This is a genomic window from Acetatifactor muris (genome assembly GCF_024623325.1).
GTDB lineage: Bacteria > Bacillota > Clostridia > Lachnospirales > Lachnospiraceae > Acetatifactor > Acetatifactor muris.
Window position 1 is genome coordinate 76,190 of record NZ_JANJZD010000022.1, and the last position, 16,318, is coordinate 92,507.

Consider the following 16,318-nt stretch of genomic DNA (forward strand, 5'->3'; position numbering starts at 1 on the left):
TTGGGAGGTCTTGTGGAAATGGCTGCAAAAGTATCAGTTATCCTGCCATCATTGAACGTGGCAGCATACTTAAGGGAATGCCTGGACAGCGTTATGAACCAGTCGCTGCAGGAACTGGAGATTATCTGCATAGATGCAGGGTCCACAGACGGTACGGCGGATATTCTGAAGGAGTACGCCGACAGGGATTCCAGAATTATTCTGCTTCACAGCAAGATAAAAAGCTATGGCCGGCAGGTCAACATGGGGCTGGACCATGCAGGGGGAAAATATGTGGCTATTCTGGAGACGGATGACTGGATAGAGAAAGACATGTACCAATGCCTGTATACAAAAGCGGAAGAGGACAGGCTTGATTATGTGGCTACGGATTTTGATACCTTTATCAGACTTCAGAATGGATGTAATTATTTTACGCGACAGCATATTTTTTCAGATGTAGCGTGGAGGGATATGGGGCAGGAAGAGAGCGACATATTTCCGACTCCGGTCCATGACTGGTATGGGCAGGTGTTGGGGCCGGACAGGATTGCTGTGCTCAGATCCACAGACTATGTGCTTTGGAAAGGGATCTATAACAGAGAATTCCTGAATCAAAATGGAATACGGCTGCATGAGTCGCCGGGAGCGGCATTCCAGGACATGGGGTTCCTGCAGCAGGTGAAATCCTATGCAAAAAGGGCAGCATATATTGACAAAAGCTTTTACCGGTACAGGCAGGGACGGGAAGAGGCTTCCTCGGGATGTGCGGAAGGGCTTCGGTATTATGAAGGAGAATTCCGCTGGCTGAATGAACAGCAGAACTTTATCGGCAGCTTAAAAGGTGCGCATCGTAACTATTATTACTTTACGATGAGTATTGCTTTTCTGACAAAATATGAACAGATTTTGTCGAATTTTCATGGAGAATGGAAGGATGACAGGCTGGAGGAACCCTGTGAATGGTTTCAAAGGCAGATCTCTGATGCTGTAGATGAGGGCCTTCTGAAGGAAAGCATGTATGGGAGAGAAACGTGGGAGAGATTGAGACTTCTGCTTGGAGCGCGGGAGGCTTATGCCAGGAGATTTGCGGACAGAGAGAACGCGATGAAAAAAGCTGTGCAGGATTGTCTTTGCATGATAGCAAATCGCCCGGTGGTGATATTTGGATGCGGTATACGAGGGGAGAGGCTTATGCTTTTCTGTGACCGAAATCAGATACGCATGGATGCTTTTTGCGATAATAAGGAAGAGCTGCATGGAAAGAAAAAATTTGGTATTCCTGTTATCTCTCCCATGGAACTGGCACAGATGGCAGGTGACAGGAACCAGGTGGTGCTATTATCCATGAAGGAAGGCAGGGACCAGGTGCGGAACCAGCTTATAGCACTTGGAATCGAAGAAAGCCGGGTGATAGAGAAGCTGCCGGCGGGAATTGTATAAAAGGCTAATGGAGGTACATCATGCCCAAAATAACAGTGATTCTGCCATCTCTCAACGTGGCAGCTTATATCAGGGAATGCCTTGAGAGTGTGATAGGACAGACAATGACGGATCTGGAAATCTTATGCATTGATGCAGGATCCACAGACGGAACCTGTGAGATTATCAGGGAATATGCCGACAGAGACAGCCGTATCCAATTGATTCATTCTGATAAAAAAAGCTATGGCTATCAGATCAATCTGGGTATCAGCCTGGCCAGAGGTGAGTATCTGGGAATTGTGGAGACGGATGACTGCATCAGCACCGACATGTATGAGGTGCTGTATAAGGCTGCGGTTGAGAACCACCTTGATTATGCGAAAGCAGGTTTTTATACGCTGGTCACGCCTTATGAAGGGGAAAGGCATCTTTTGGAACAGCCCTTGGGCGATACGGGACGAATTATTTCATCTCAATATTTTGAGGAAAAAGGATTATCCCCGGATATCTATATATGGAACGGCATCTATAAAGTATCTTTTTTGCGGGAATTTCGAATCCGGCTGAATGAAAGTCCGGGAGCAGCATTTCAGGACTGTGGTTTTCGCTATCTGACAGATATGAATCTTCGGCGGGGAATGTTTTTAGACAATCTATGTTACCGATACAGAAGGGATAACGCCAATTCTTCTACATATAATTCCAATTTTGCCAGGTTCAATCTGGCGGAGTGCAGATATGTGCGGGAAAGGATGGCGGAATATGGTATAACAGACAGGGCCAGGCAGGCTTTTATGGCTCGTGAGACTGTGATGATGGCGCTTTCTCCCTATACCACATTCCGGGAACACAGCCAGCCGGATGAAGCGATATTGTCAGTGCTTGATGAATTCCGGGAAATTATGATCGGGGATCGGGAAAGAGGGCTGCTGAAACAGGAAGAAATGGTTCCCCAGCATTGGATAGAGATGCGTCTGTTCACAGAGCAGCCGGAGGCCTATGAGGCCTATATTGCCATTAAAGCGAAGGCCGACTACGATATTTATGATATTTTTGTCCGGGAGATGGCCGGCAAAAAGCAGCTTGTCCTGTTCTGTACCGGAAAGGCAGCCAGATTTGCATTATGCCTTCTCAGGATGAACGGTCTGGAGAATATAGTAGCCGTCTGTGATAATGCCAGGGAAAAATGGGGCGGCAGTTATCTGGGACATGAAATTTTGCCGCCGGAGGAAGCAGTCAGGCGCTATCCCGAGGCGCATTATCTGGTGGCAAACAGGGCATGTCCGGAGAAAATACTGGAACAGCTGACAGAGAGAGGAATCAGGAAAGAAAATATATCCATATACAGGCTTCCTCTGAATGCGTTCGGAAGCACGAATCTATTTATGAGAGGGCTTTGATTTTAGAGTTGGCAAAATTTGATCTTTTATATAGGTGAGGAATGAGCGGGATGACAGCAGAGCAGAGGCGAAGAAATTTACCCGGAGCCATAATAAAATGGTATGACATAAAACGGGAAAGCAAAGTGGCATGCGTGGTATGTGAACATGGGAGCAGCAGGCTGACAGCGGAGGCGCTGGAAGAAGGAATGTGCGTGGAGCGGCTGAAGCTGGAGAGGCTGGATATGCCAGTGATGTCAAAGCTGCTGGACGGGAAAGCCGCAGGTACTGCTTTGCAAAAGGGGATACGAGATGGTTACGACATCATCATTGCGGTAGACATCATTGAGTATGCCCATAATCCGGCAACGGTCCTGAAACACATCCACAATTTGCTGAAGCCGGATGGCAGATTCCTGCTGGCGGCAGATAATCGCCTGGGAATCCGGTATTTTTGCGGAGATCAGGATGCCTTCAGCGGCAAAATTTATGACAGCGTGGAGAATTATGTACATTTATATCCCCAGGAGCGGGAGGAGATGAAAGGCAGGGCTTATGCGAAAGCAGAGCTGATGGAATTTCTGGAGGAAGCAGGATTCAGACAGCGCCGTGTCTTTTCTGTTTTTCCCAGGATATCCAATCCTCAGCTGCTTCTTGCAGAGGATTATATGCCGAATGAGTCCCTCGATATCAGGATTTTCCCGGAATACAACAATCCGGACACTGTATTCCTTTTTGAAGAGGAACTGTATCCGTCCCTGCTTGCAAATGGTCTGCTTCACGGCATGGCAAACGGATTCTTTATCGAGTGTGTGCCTGAGGGTTCTTTGTCACCTGTGAATCAGGTTACGCTTTCCGGAGAACGGGGAGTAGAAAATGCCATGGCTACTATCCTGCACAGAGATGGCTTTGTGGAGAAACGTGCGCTGTATCAGCCCGGAAAAATGAAATTACAGCAGCTTTCTGACAATAATGAATATCTGTCTTCCTGCGGCGTCAGGATGATTCCCGCAGAGCTTCGCGAGGCGGCTTTTGTTATGCCGTATGTAACGGGGATTCCTGCCAATGATTACTTCAGGGAACTGTTAAAACATGACAAAGCGGCATTTCTAAAGCAGATGGACAATTTTCGGGATATCCTTCTACATTCGTCGGAACCTGTGGCTGCCCATGAGGTAAACTGGGAGCAGTTTGAGCCGGGATGGGAGAAGCGCAGGAAGGATGATCCCAACAGAGATAAGTGGAAGAAGATTGCTTTTGGATCTCGGGAGGAACGGGAGGAGCTGGGTGTAATTCTGAAGAGAGGATACCTTGATCTGGTGTCTTTGAATTGTTTTTATTATGAGAATGAGTTTATATTTTATGATCAGGAGTTATTCCTTGAAAATGTTCCGATGAAGGCGATTCTGGTTCGAACCATTGAATTTATCTATAAGTTTAATGACCAGCTTGACGCAATTTTGCCCAGAGAGGAGCTTTTTGAGCGATATGGACTGCTAAAGCATATGGAATTATTTCAGAAATTTATCAGCAGATTTTTGAATATTCTGCGGGATGACGATGGACTATCGGATTATTTTAAGGAGGGCAGGCGAGAGTCCGGCATTGTGATGGAGAATCGTCGGCGGATGAATTATTCCGAAGAAGAATATCCCATGATTTTTAAGGATATTTTCCACCACACAAAAGGGCGCAGATTGTACCTGTTCGGTTCCGGGAGATATGCAAAGCGGTTCAGAGAGAAATATGATGGGGTCTATCCTGTAAGCGGGTATCTGGACAATGACGAAAGACGCTGGGGAATGGAGATTGACGGTCTGCCGGTGCTTGCCCCTGTTGCTCTGAAAGAGATGAATCCTGCGGAGTACAAGGTAATGATCTGTATCAGAAATTATATGCCGGTGGTAAAACAGCTGAAAAAAGAAGGTATCTCAAATTTCAGCGTGTATGATCCTAATACATTTTATCGTGATTCAGGTAGTTCTGTGCAGGAGCAGGGAAACGATAATGGGCAGAACCGGGAACAAGCTTCACCTGTCCAGGTGCCGGGAAGTAAAAAATATAATATCGGATATGTGGCGGGGGTGTTCGACCTTTTTCATATAGGGCATCTTAATCTGCTGAGGCGTGCCAAAGAACAGTGCAATTATCTGATTGTCGGGGTTGTGACAGATGAGGGGGTGATAAGGCATAAGAAATCGACGCCCCGGATTCCTTTTGCAGAGCGAATTGCCATTGTGCGTGCGTGCCGGTATGTGGATGAGGCAGTGGAGATACCGGTGGAAAAAGGAGACACAGATGAGGCATACCGCAGATATCACTTTGATGCGCAGTTTTCGGGGAGCGACTATGAGAATGAGCCGAAATGGCAGGCGAAAAGGGACTTTCTGCGAAGGCATGGATCGGATCTGATATTTTTTCCTTATACGGAAGGAATCAGCACGACGCAGTTGAAGGATATGGAGAAGCATGAAGAGAGTCAAGGATAAGTTTTTTCAGTATAAATTCCCCCCACAGTGCTCATGATGGCTTATTGATAACCCTTATGACGGGAATCTTCGTTCACAGAGCCATTATTCGTGTGTTTACAGATTCTGTACATCATGCTAAAATGAAATGAATGGCAGAGAGCATGGCGGACAGGAAGGAAGAAGCGAATGGAGCGTTATTTCAACACAGAAGGATGCTGCAGACCGGGGATTCATTATATGGTACGGCTTGATGACAGATTGGATGCGATAAAGCGATTGTATGTGGACCGGGGGAAATACTTTGTCATCAATCGGGGAAGACAGTATGGGAAAACCACAACGCTCAGAGCGCTGGCGGAATATCTGAAGAATGACTATGCGGTTCTGCCTATGGACTTCCAGGCCCTTGGGTCGGATTGCTTTGTGGACGGATCCGCCTTTGTACTTTCTTTTATCGATTATCTGGAAGAAATCTTCTCCGGAAGAGAGGAACTGCGGGATGCGGTGAGCGAGGAAGCTTACCGGAATCTGATTGCGCTGAGAGATCAGAAAAGGCTTGGAATTGACAAGCTGTTCCGGTGTCTCAGCGGGATGTGCCGGACGGCGGAAAAGCCCATGGTCCTGATAATAGACGAAGTGGACAGCGCATCAAATAACCAGGTATTTATTGACTTTCTGGCACAGCTGCGGCGTTACTATCTTGACAGGGATTTCAGTCCTGCTTTTCAATCGGTGATACTGGCAGGTGTGTATGACATTAAAAATTTGAAGCTGAAAATACGCCCGGATGATGAGCATCAATACAACAGTCCCTGGAACATCGCGGCGGAATTCAATGTTGAAATGGACCTTTCCTCCGCTCAGATCAGGGATATGCTTGAGGAATATGAGTCGGATCACCGGACAGGAATGGATACAGCCGCAGTGGCCGAAGAGATTTACCAATATACATCGGGCTACCCCTATCTGGTGTCTGCAATCTGTAAGATATTGGATGAACGTCTGCCTGAAAAGGAGGAGTATGCAGATCAGGGGAGCGTTTGGTCGAAAGAAGGAATTGGAGAAGCAGTATCAATCATTTTGAAGACAAGAATTCCTTTATTTGACAGCATGACACGTCAGTTGGATCTGTACCCGGATCTGAAGGATGTTCTGGAACAAATCCTGTATGAAGGGCAGAGGTTATCGTTTAGTCTTGGGATTAAATCTGTCAGTTTGGGGACTATGTTTGGATTTCTGAAAGAAGAAGACGGACAGATAGTCGTTGCAAACCGTATCTTTGAGATGTATCTATTGAATCTGTTTATGTCTGAGGAATCAATCCGAAGTGATGTATTCAAACAGGGACAGAGTGACAGGAACCAGTTTTATTGAATCCCATTATCAACGGCACAGGGAATTATTACCTGGAGGCTCAGACCCGGGATGCGGGCCGGACGGATGTGGTGGTAGACTACCGTGGCGAGCAGTTCGTTGTGGAGATGAAGATCTGGCGTGGGAACGAGTACAATGAGAGAGGAGAAAGCCAGCTTGCGGCGTACCTGGATTATTTCCGCCGGAAGAAAGGATATATGCTCAGTTTCAATTTAAATAAGAAGAAACTCCCCGCAGTACGGCTGATTGAGTAACCCGTACTGGGGGGAGTTTATGTATCCCTTCCTCACAGATAAGTAACCTGTGCATCCGCATCATAGGTATGCGGCTCCTTCGTAACCGCTTTATGTCCGAAAGCGATGGCGATTTTATACTCATAATTTTCAGGAAACTTCAGAGCATTTGAAAAGCAGGACTTTTTTTCTCCCTGCATCGCGTCCCGAATGCAGCCGATAATCAGGCTGCCCAGGCCCAGCTCTTCCGCCGCAAGCGCCATATTTTCCACGGCAATCCCGGCGTCCAGCTCGCTCCAGTGAAAAGTGCTGTCTGCACTTAAGATAACTACTGTGGGAGCCTCGTAATAAAAGTTGTGAGGCGGATTCACAAGATTGCGGAGACGATTTTTCTCCTCTTCCAGTTCTGTCAGAACAGGATTGTCACCTTTCAGTACCGTAAAATGGATTTCCTGCCTGTTTGCGGCAGTAGGCGCCTGAAGGCCCGCGTGAAGCAGGGTATTCAGCTCCGAATCCGTCAGCGGCTCATCTGTGTATCCCCTTGTGGAACTTCTCTTTTGGATGACTTCTATTGCATTGCTCATTGATTCATATCCTCCTTCCTTCTTTCACTGTTTTCATTATATATCAGGCAATGCCTTTTGAAAACTGAATTTCTCATAAAATTTTCCAGGTCAGGTGTACACTTACGCCCCTTAGGACGACAACAGTGAGGGCTGGAGGCACAGATTGAAAGGACTTCCAGCCAAAGGTTGAGTATTGCGTCAGTAATGTGTATAATGGACCTTGGATTAAAATCAGGAAGAAAACCAACGGAAGGAACAGGAATATGGAAGTCAAATACTATGACATTGGATTAAATTTATTCTGCAGGCAATTTCCGGACCCGGAAAAAGTGATTCGGGAAGCGGAGGAGAATGGCGTGTGCTGCATCCTTACCGGAACGGATGGAAGTGAAAATGCGAAAATCGACGGATTTGTGAGAAATCACAATGTATTCGGGACAGCCGGAATTCATCCCCATAATGCGGACCGTGCCAGGCAGGAGGATTTTGCGCTGATGGAGCAGATTCTGACCCATAATGAGAAAATCGTTGCGGTGGGTGAGTGCGGGCTGGATTATGACAGGATGTTTTCCACCAAAGAGAACCAGATCAGATGTCTGGAAAAGCATATTGTGCTGGCGGAGAAGCTGGGCAGGCCTCTTTTTCTTCATGAGCGCAGCGCATCGGGAGACTTTATCAGGAGATTTAAGAAGCATCAGGATATCTGCGGCAGGTCTGTGGTACACTGCTTTACGGGTGACGGGAAGACACTGGAACAGTATCTCTCCATGGGATTCTCCATTGGAATCACCGGGTGGATCTGTGATGACAGGCGGGGCAGGGAACTGCGGGAGGCGGTGCGGATGATTCCGCTGAATCGGATCCTGGTGGAGACGGATGCGCCTTATCTGACACCGAAGAATGTGCTGGGCCTGGACAGGACCAACGTGCCGCAGAATGTCAGGTATGTGGTGAGAGAGCTGGCGAAATATATGAAAGTATCCGAGGAAGAGCTGGCCGAAAACGCGCGGAAGAATACGGAGAGAATTTTTGGGCTGAAATAAGAGGTGTGCGGGAACAGATATGGAGATCAGGAAATTACGTGTGGGCGGATTGCTGCTGCCCTCCAATGTGCTGATGGCGCCCCTGGCCGGTTATACCTGCTATCCGTTCCGAATGCTGGCCTGTGAGATGGGGGCTGGTCTGTGCTTTACGGAAATGGTCAGCGCCAACGGGCTGAAATATCAGGATATGGCCACAAGGAAGCTGTTGTTTACCACAAAGCAGGAGAAAATCAGGGCGGTTCAGCTGTTGGGCGGGAATCCCGCGGTGATGGAGAGGATGGCCTGCAGCGAGCTGTTGCGGGACTTTGACATTATCGACATTAACATGGGCTGTCCGGTGCCAAATGTGTTCAAAAGCGGAGAGGGCAGCGCGCTGATGCTGGACTGGAAGAGGGCTTCCGCCATTATCCGGGGATGCAGGAAAAGCGGGAAGATTGTGACGGTAAAATGTCGTACCGGTATCCGGGCGGACGATCTGTTTGCGGCGGAATTTGCCAGGATGTGTGAGGACTCCGGGGCGGATATGATTACCATTCACGGCCGTTCCCGAAGCATGATGTACGACGGGGAACCCTCTTACGAAGAGATTGCCCGGGCGAAGGCGGCGGTCTCCATTCCGGTGATTGCCAACGGCGGAATCTATTCCGCGGAGGATGGGGAGCGCATGATGGAACGAACGGGAGCAGACGGGATTATGATTGCCCGTTATGCGCTGGAGAATCCTTTTATATTTGCCGAGCTGACGGGGAGGCCTTCCGGGAAGAACGCCAGGCAGGTGATTCTGGAACAGATGGAGCTGACCCGCAGGTACTATGACGAGACTTATACCCTTGCCTATATTCGGAAGCTGGCATCTTACGGCATGAAGAAGCGAAAGGGGACGAAGAAATATAAGGAGCGGCTGTATCGGAGCGGCAGTCTGGAGGCGCTCAGGGAAGTGGTGGAATTGATTTTTCCCGGGTGAGGGGAGAGACGGCGCCGGCGGAAACCTGTGTCAAGGGAGACGAAAAAGAAGGTCGGTGAAGCCACTTGGCGAACCAGCAAAAGAGAAAGCCGGCGAAGCCACAGGGCGAACCAGCAAAAAGGGAAGGCCGGCGAAGCCACAGGGCGAACCAGCAAAAAGGAAGGCCGGCGAAGCCACAGGGCGAACCAGCAAAAAGGAAGGCCGGCGAAGCCACAGGGCGAACCAGCAAAAGAGAAAGGCCGGCGAAGCCACGGGGCGAACCAGCAAAAGAGAAAGCCGGCGAAGACACAGGGCGAACCAGAAAAAAGAAGGCCGGACAGCCGGATAAAAGCATGGGAAAGGGCGGAACAATGACGGAAGACTTTTGGATTGGGGACGGAATTCTGGAATTATATACAGGGAGAGAAGAGCTGGTGACAGTGCCGGACGGAATTCACACCATTGGGGAAGGGGCGTTCAAGGCCTGCGTCTCCATGAAAAAGGTAGTGCTGCCGTCCGGCCTGCGCAGGATTCAGGCGGAGGCCTTTAAGGGCTGCCGAAAGCTGGAAGTGGCGGAGATTCCAACCGGTGTGAGTTATATTGGGGAATATGCTTTCCATCGGTGTCATGCCCTGAAGAGAATCAGTCTGCCGACTTCCGTGGAAGAGCTGGGTGACTGTGTGTTTCTCTATTGCGACAGTCTGAAGGAAGCCAGGATACCGGGGGTGCGGCGGCTGGGGAGTCAGGTGTTCGTAAATGATGTGCTGCTGGAACGACTTGAGATATCACAGGAGCTGGAACAGGACTGTATCTGCGACGTGTTCACCGGCTGCGGGGCATTGGAGGAGGTTTCATTTGCAGGAGGCAGCAGGTACAGATTCCCCAATGTGGTGGAAGCGGTGGCCGGAGATCTGCCGCTGCCGGAGCTGGTGAAGACTGTAGCAGTGGACGTGCTGCGGATGATGGAGCTGGACGGCAGATGCCTGGTTACCTTCCGGACGAATCTGAAGCATGTGGAGATTCCGGAGGGCATCCGGAAGATCGGTAAGAGCTGTTTTTATGATAAAAGAGGCATTCTCTCCGTAAAGCTTCCCTCATCCCTGGAAGAGATTGACAGCCGTGCATTCCGCAACTGCATTAACCTGGAAGCGGTCGACTTTGCACGGGAGGACATTGTCATCCACGAAGACGCTTTTAAAAACTGCAGTTCGCTGAAAAAAGTACGGACAGGGGACGGTGCGCTGCATGAGATAGAGGGGCTTTACATGCAGGAGGGAGAGAATGCTTCCGAACTGGTGCGGACGATTTACAGGCAGGTGCTGGGGAATTTCAGAATCAGCGGAACCATTTTGCTGAAGTACCTGGGCACAGAGTCGAGAGTGGCGGTGCCGAAGGGAATTACCGTCATTGCGCAGGAAGCGTTTGCCGGAAATGAAGCCATTGACCGGGTGATTCTGCCGGAGAGCCTTCTGGAGATCGGTGCCGGTGCCTTCCGGGACTGTCTGCTGCTGCAGTCGATTTCATTTCCGGATAAGCTGGAGCGGATTGGCGCCGGTGCCTTTGAAAACTGTGTAAAGCTCCTTCGAGTCAGCTTTCCGCCAGGGCTTCTTACTGTGGAGGAGAGAACTTTTCGACACTGCCGGGCGCTGAAGGAGATTGAATGGAATCAAAAAGTCTGGAAAATCGGAGAGCAGGCTTTCAACGGCTGTGTCTCTCTGGGGGAAGTGCGCCTTCCGGACAGCCTGACTTTTGTGGGGGAGATGGCCTTTTACCGCTGTCGGGCGCTGAAAGAGATACGCCTTCTGTCCGGGATAACCTATGCGGGCAGTCTGGCTTTTGCACAGAGCGGTGTAAAAAGAGTATGGATGGCCGGCAATGGGAAAGATTACGGCACAGGTATTTTTTCCGGATGCAGCCGGCTGCGGGAGCTGGTGCTGAAGGAGGGAGTCTGCCATATGGCGGATAAACTGGCATATGGCTGTAATTCTCTGAGGCGGGTGGTTCTGCCGGATTCCCTGCAGTCCGCCGGGAGAAATGTGTGGGATGGGACCTTGTTCCTGGAGCACTGGCTGGAGAAGGGGCAGGTGACGGAGGAAGAAATTATATGGGACGGAAGGAATCTGGATGGAGAGATCTGGCTTTCGGAGCGGGTCAGAATCGTGGCGGGAGGAGCCTTTTATGGGAATGAACGTCTGAGAGAAATCCATCTTCCGGAGACTGTAAAATGGATTGGGCCGGCTGCGTTTAAGGGTTGTACCACATTGCATCGTGTCTGCTGGCCTGTCGGGGTGAAAGCGGTGGAGGCGGAAGTTTTCTCCGGCTGCAGGGAACTGGAGGCAGTGGAAGGGGCTGAGTGGCATCAGGTGGGAGAGCGGGCCTTCTATCACTGCGGGAGCCTGAGCGATATCTGTCTGGAGCAGACTTCGGATATCGGAAAAGAGGCCTTTGCAGGCTGTGTGAGTCTCAGGCCGGAGAAGGTAAAGCTTCGGGAGAAGCGCCTGTGGGTGGGGGAACGAAGCTTTGCGGAAACGGCGTTCGAAGCCTGCGGGGAACAGGCGCCTGTCGTCATCGGTACCCTGGTGGTCTCCGGCGGAAGCTGCGGCGGGGAAGTGCGGCTTCCGGAAGGGATTACGGGAATTGCGCCGTTTGCCTTTGAGAGAAATCGTGAGATCACGAAAGTGGTGCTGCCGGAGAGTCTGGAGCGAATCGGAGAAGGGGCTTTCTGGGGCTGCGGCAGACTGGCAGAGGTAGTGTTTCCGCAGAGAGCCTGCCGGGTGCATGCCCGTGCTTTTGAGAAATGTACTGCACTGCAGGAGGTGGATGTGCATGTGACACAGCTGGGCGCCGCGGCATTTGCCTGCTGCTTTTCCCTTGTGAGGGCAGAGGTAGAGGGCGTTTCCCTTATTGCGGAGCGACTTTTCGAAGAGTGCAGGGAGCTGGAAGAATGCATCTGTGAAGGCGTAAGGGCAGTGAAGGCCAATGCTTTCAGAGGCTGCCGCAGTCTGCGGATTTTTGACTTCAGCCGCATTTATGTGGTGAGAGAGTATGCTTTTTCCGGCTGTGAAAGTCTGAAGCGGGCGGTGTTCCGGGATGAGGCCTGTGTGAACGCCCACGGGTTTGAAGACTGCGGAAATCTGGAGGAGATATTCCTTTCGGGAGAGCAGGGCAGGATTCTGCTGCGGGAGTATGCCTTATCCGGTTGTACCGGGTTGCGCCGGGTGATTATCCGGGGGCAGGCGTGGCAGTTGCTTCATTATAATGATTTACTGGCGGAACAGATTCCGGAAATGGCCCGTCTGCTTTTTCAGAGTGCCTTAAGCTGCTTTACAGTGGAAAGAGAAGAAAATCTCACCGGATACAGGGGCGCAGGCCGGAAGGTGAAGATTCCCGGGGGGATCCGGAGAATAGAGGCGGAAGTGTTCCGGGATGTGCTGATGCTGGAAGAGATCGAGATTCCGGACAGCGTGGATTATATCGGGGCAAGAGCGTTTCACGGCACGGCGTGGATGGAGAAGCGCAGACAGGAGTCGCCCATGGTGACAGTAAACCATATGCTTCTGGACGGCTCGGGATGTGTGGGGGAGGTTGTGGTGCCGGAGGACATCAGGATGGTCTGCGGCTGGGCCTTCGCCAATGGTATGGAGATACGTGGGATTCGGTTTCTCTCCGAAAGGGTCCGGGTGGAGGAATATGCCTTCCGCAACTGTATCTGGCTGGAGGAGCTGACCCTGGCTGACGGTACGCGGGTCCGGATCAACGGGATCGGGGACCGTGACAGGGAGCTTCCGGCTCTGGCCAGGCAGGCTGTGATGGACAGCATGAACTGCTTTAAGACAGATGAGAAAGGGCGGCTTGTGGAATGTACCGGCAACATTTCCCGGTTGCGGGTGGCGGAGGGAATTACCGCTATCGGAGAAGGCGCTTTTCAGGACGGGAATCTGCTGACGGAAATCATACTTCCCGATACGGTGGAGACCATTGAAAAGCGGGCTTTTGCAGGCTGCAAATGGCTGCGGGAAGTCCGGGGCGCAGGAAAGGTGCGTGAGGTGGGCGACAGAGCTTTCTCCGGCTGTGGCGCCCTGGAGAAGGTGGATTTCTCAGAACGTTTCTGCCGGATGGGAACGGGCGCTTTCGAAAACTGTACCTCTCTGCGGGAGATTCTGGTGTCCGATGAGATGGAGGAGATTCCGGACAGGGCCTTTTACCGCTGTCACAGATTAAGGAAGATAAACCTTCCGGCGGGGCTCACACGGGTGGGCAGAGAGGCCTTTGCTTTCTGCGGGGAAGTTCCGGAAGGGGTGAAGAATCCGGGTAGTCCCGGAAAGGCCGGGCCAGGGGACGGCCCGGACCCCGGATTTTGTGTCAGCGATGGAATAGCCCCGAAGAGAATATGAGGAAATCGGGTGGAAAGTGATGAAGTATCGTAAACTGGGCCATACGGGACTTAATGTATCGGAAGTAAGCTTCGGGACAATTCCGATTCTGCAGGGAAGCGTGCCGGTGCTGCCGGAATATTACAATCTGGATGATGAGGAAGCGCTTGCAGTGCTGCAGCATGCTTTCCGCCTGGGCTGTAATCTGTACGATACCGCCATTGTGCCGGAGTACGGGGATGCGGAGAGAAAGCTGGGCAGATTTGCGGAATCTGTGGGGAGAGACCGGATTGTGATTTCGGATAAGGCCCGGTTTTTTGACGGAAACGAAATGTATCGGGCGGTTATGACATCCTGCGAAACACTGGGTACCTGTCCAGATATCTATTTTGTCCATCAGGTGGACGGAGACCACGAGGAAGAAGTATTTCGGAAAGGAGGCGCGCTGGATGCGCTTTCGGAACTGAAGCAGGAGAGAAAAATAAGATTTACAGGCATTGCGTCTCATTATTATGACATTCTGCTGAGAGGGGCGGGGGATACCCGCGTGGATGTGCTGCAGGGAAGCGGCAATATCCTGGAGAGGGGAATGCTGGAGCGGATGCAGAAAGAACCGCTTTTCCGGGAGAAGGGATTTCTGGTGAACAAGGTATATGCGGCGGGGCTTCTGCCTGCGCTGTTCCCGGTTGAGATTCTGGTGGGCGGGGTGCTTTCCTACCCGGTTTCCAGCGCGCTGATTGGAATCGGCACCATCGCCCAGGCTGAGGCGGCATTTGGCTGGAGGAAACAGGCGGAAAGCAATTCCTGTGGGCAGACAGAGGGAGGGATCCTTCCCTTTGAGCGGGTACTGGCTGCTCTGGAGAAAGTATACACTCCCATTCCCTGCAACCGATGTCAGAGATGTGTGTGTCCTTACGGCACGGAGATTCATACCATTTTCAGACAGTACCAGTATTATTTTCTCGGGAAAGAATACTGGGCGCTGCGCAAGCTGGGACTGGGCATTGAGGAGAGCGCCGGACACTGCAGAACCTGCGCCGATATGCCCTGCCTTGCCATGTGTCCTGCGAAAATCCGGATTCCGGATGAGATACGGAAGGTGGAACAGATATACAGTTGTTATGATTCGAAAATCATGGTAAACTGATTACAATCATGGAAGGGCAGGGGAACAGCCTATGAAGAGACGATTTAATATTACGGGACTCTGTGTTCCGGACAGACATTACATGGTTGATATAAGCAGCCGCCTGGAAGAGATCAGGAAGCTGGTAGAAGAAGGCGCTCGGCGGCAGAAATGCAGAAGACGGATATTTATAAAGTTTCCCAGAGGGATAGAAATTGCCGGCAGGCGCCTTTTCCTGCTTTATCTGCGTCCCATTATCAACGGGGTGGGGAACTATTATGTTGAGGCCCAGACCAGGGACTTGCGTCGGACAGACGTGATTGTAGATTACGGAGGAGAGCAGTATATGATGGAAAAATACTGATTGAAGCGGTTGTATGATTTGAGCAAGCTCTGATTCGGCTGAGTCAGAGCTTTTTGCCTCATAGAAAACGCAAATACAAAGGAGAAAATGTACATGGCACATCGAATTGACAGTAAAATGATGGATGATTACCGGGAATACATGCGCCGGGAGGAGTATACGGAGGGCACTATACAGAAGTACCTTCGGGATATTCGGTCCTTTGCCGCATGGAAAGCAGAGTGTGAAAGTGGAGAACACACTATGTTCGCCGGAAACGTTGAGGTAGATAAGGAAGCGGCAGCCGGATGGAAGGCCGAACTGGTGGAAGCGGGCTATGCTCCTGTTACCGTCAATGCAATGCTTTCGTCATTGAACGGCTTTTTCGGTTTTCTGGGCTGGGAAGAATGCAAAGTGAAATTTCTGAAGATACAGCGGCGGACTTTTCGGGACCAGGACAGGGAACTGTCCAGAGCCGAATACGGACGCCTGCTGCAAAGTGCCGGGAAGATGGACAATCCCCGGCTTGCGCTTCTGCTGGAGACCATCTGCGGCACGGGAATCCGTGTGTCCGAAGTGAAATACATCACAGTGGAGGCCGTCAGGAAAAAGCGGGCGGATATCTCCCTGAAAGGGAAGATCAGGACCATCCTTCTTCCGGGGAAGCTCTGTAAAAAACTGAGAGATTATGCGAAAAAAAAGAAAATTAAATTCGGAGAAATATTTGTGACCAGGACAGGAAAGAGTCTGTGCAGACGGCAGATTTGGGGAGAGATGAAGAAGCTGTGCGAAAAAGCGGGAGTCAATTCCTCCAAAGTGTTTCCTCATAATTTACGGCATTTGTTCGCCAGGACTTTCTACAGTCTGAGCAGAGATATCGTAAAACTTGCAGATGTTCTGGGGCACAGCAGTATTGAGACAACAAGAATCTACCTGATTTCCACAGGGAAAACGCATGCCCGTCAGATGGAGAGGCTGGGGTTGATCAGCTGAGGAAAATAGAACATAAAAATAACAGGTCAATTATGAAACTGATTGAACTGTTATCACAAAATCACCATTT

12 protein-coding genes are annotated in these 16,318 nt (G+C 50.7%); 11 read left to right on the forward strand and 1 reads right to left on the reverse strand.

Features of this window, described 5'->3' with window-relative positions; all coding sequences use genetic code 11:
• The first annotated feature begins 18 nt into the window (after positions 1–18).
• From NSB25_RS19300 to NSB25_RS29280, 5 genes are all read left to right on the forward strand, one after another.
• Complete coding sequence (locus tag NSB25_RS19300; RefSeq protein ID WP_103239017.1) at positions 19–1,422, forward strand: glycosyltransferase; 1,404 nt, start codon at positions 19–21, stop codon at positions 1,420–1,422.
• Between the two features lie 20 nt (positions 1,423–1,442).
• Positions 1,443–2,804, forward strand: a complete 1,362-nt coding sequence (locus tag NSB25_RS19305; RefSeq protein ID WP_103239016.1) for a glycosyltransferase — start codon at positions 1,443–1,445, stop codon at positions 2,802–2,804.
• Between the two features lie 41 nt (positions 2,805–2,845).
• Positions 2,846–5,272, forward strand: coding sequence for an adenylyltransferase/cytidyltransferase family protein (locus NSB25_RS19310; RefSeq protein ID WP_103239015.1), 2,427 nt, complete (start codon positions 2,846–2,848; stop codon positions 5,270–5,272).
• Between the two features lie 168 nt (positions 5,273–5,440).
• Positions 5,441–6,628, forward strand: coding sequence for an ATP-binding protein (locus NSB25_RS19315; RefSeq protein WP_306817658.1), 1,188 nt, complete (start codon positions 5,441–5,443; stop codon positions 6,626–6,628).
• Positions 6,625–6,882, forward strand: a complete 258-nt coding sequence (locus NSB25_RS29280) for a GxxExxY protein (protein ID WP_306817659.1) — start codon at positions 6,625–6,627, stop codon at positions 6,880–6,882. Before NSB25_RS19315 ends, NSB25_RS29280 begins: the two co-directional genes overlap by 4 nt.
• Positions 6,883–6,914: 32 nt before the next feature.
• On the opposite strand, the gene NSB25_RS19320 is transcribed toward NSB25_RS29280, so the two are convergent.
• Complete coding sequence (locus NSB25_RS19320; protein ID WP_103239014.1) at positions 6,915–7,445, reverse strand: nitroreductase family protein; 531 nt, start codon at positions 7,443–7,445, stop codon at positions 6,915–6,917.
• A gap of 245 nt (positions 7,446–7,690) precedes the next feature.
• Between NSB25_RS19320 and NSB25_RS19325 the strand changes: the two genes are divergently transcribed.
• The 6 genes from NSB25_RS19325 (at position 7,691) to NSB25_RS19350 (ending at position 16,248) form a co-directional block, all read left to right on the forward strand.
• Positions 7,691–8,470, forward strand: coding sequence for a TatD family hydrolase (locus NSB25_RS19325; RefSeq protein ID WP_103239131.1), 780 nt, complete (start codon positions 7,691–7,693; stop codon positions 8,468–8,470).
• Positions 8,471–8,489: 19 nt separating this feature from the next.
• Positions 8,490–9,434: a tRNA dihydrouridine synthase gene (locus NSB25_RS19330; RefSeq protein ID WP_103239013.1), complete on the forward strand. Its 945-nt coding sequence runs from the start codon at positions 8,490–8,492 to the stop codon at positions 9,432–9,434.
• Positions 9,435–9,499: 65 nt separating this feature from the next.
• Complete coding sequence (locus NSB25_RS19335; protein WP_103239012.1) at positions 9,500–13,807, forward strand: leucine-rich repeat domain-containing protein; 4,308 nt, start codon at positions 9,500–9,502, stop codon at positions 13,805–13,807.
• Positions 13,808–13,826: 19 nt separating this feature from the next.
• On the forward strand, positions 13,827–14,933 hold the full coding sequence (locus NSB25_RS19340; protein ID WP_103239011.1) for an aldo/keto reductase: 1,107 nt from the start codon (positions 13,827–13,829) through the stop codon (positions 14,931–14,933).
• A 31-nt stretch (positions 14,934–14,964) separates the two neighbouring features.
• A complete protein-coding gene (locus NSB25_RS19345) occupies positions 14,965–15,276 on the forward strand; it encodes a hypothetical protein (protein ID WP_103239010.1) in 312 nt (103 codons plus the stop codon).
• 93 nt (positions 15,277–15,369) lie between these two features.
• Entirely contained in the window at positions 15,370–16,248 is an 879-nt protein-coding gene (locus NSB25_RS19350; protein WP_103239009.1) for a tyrosine-type recombinase/integrase, read from the forward strand.
• The last annotated feature ends 70 nt before the right edge of the window (positions 16,249–16,318 follow it).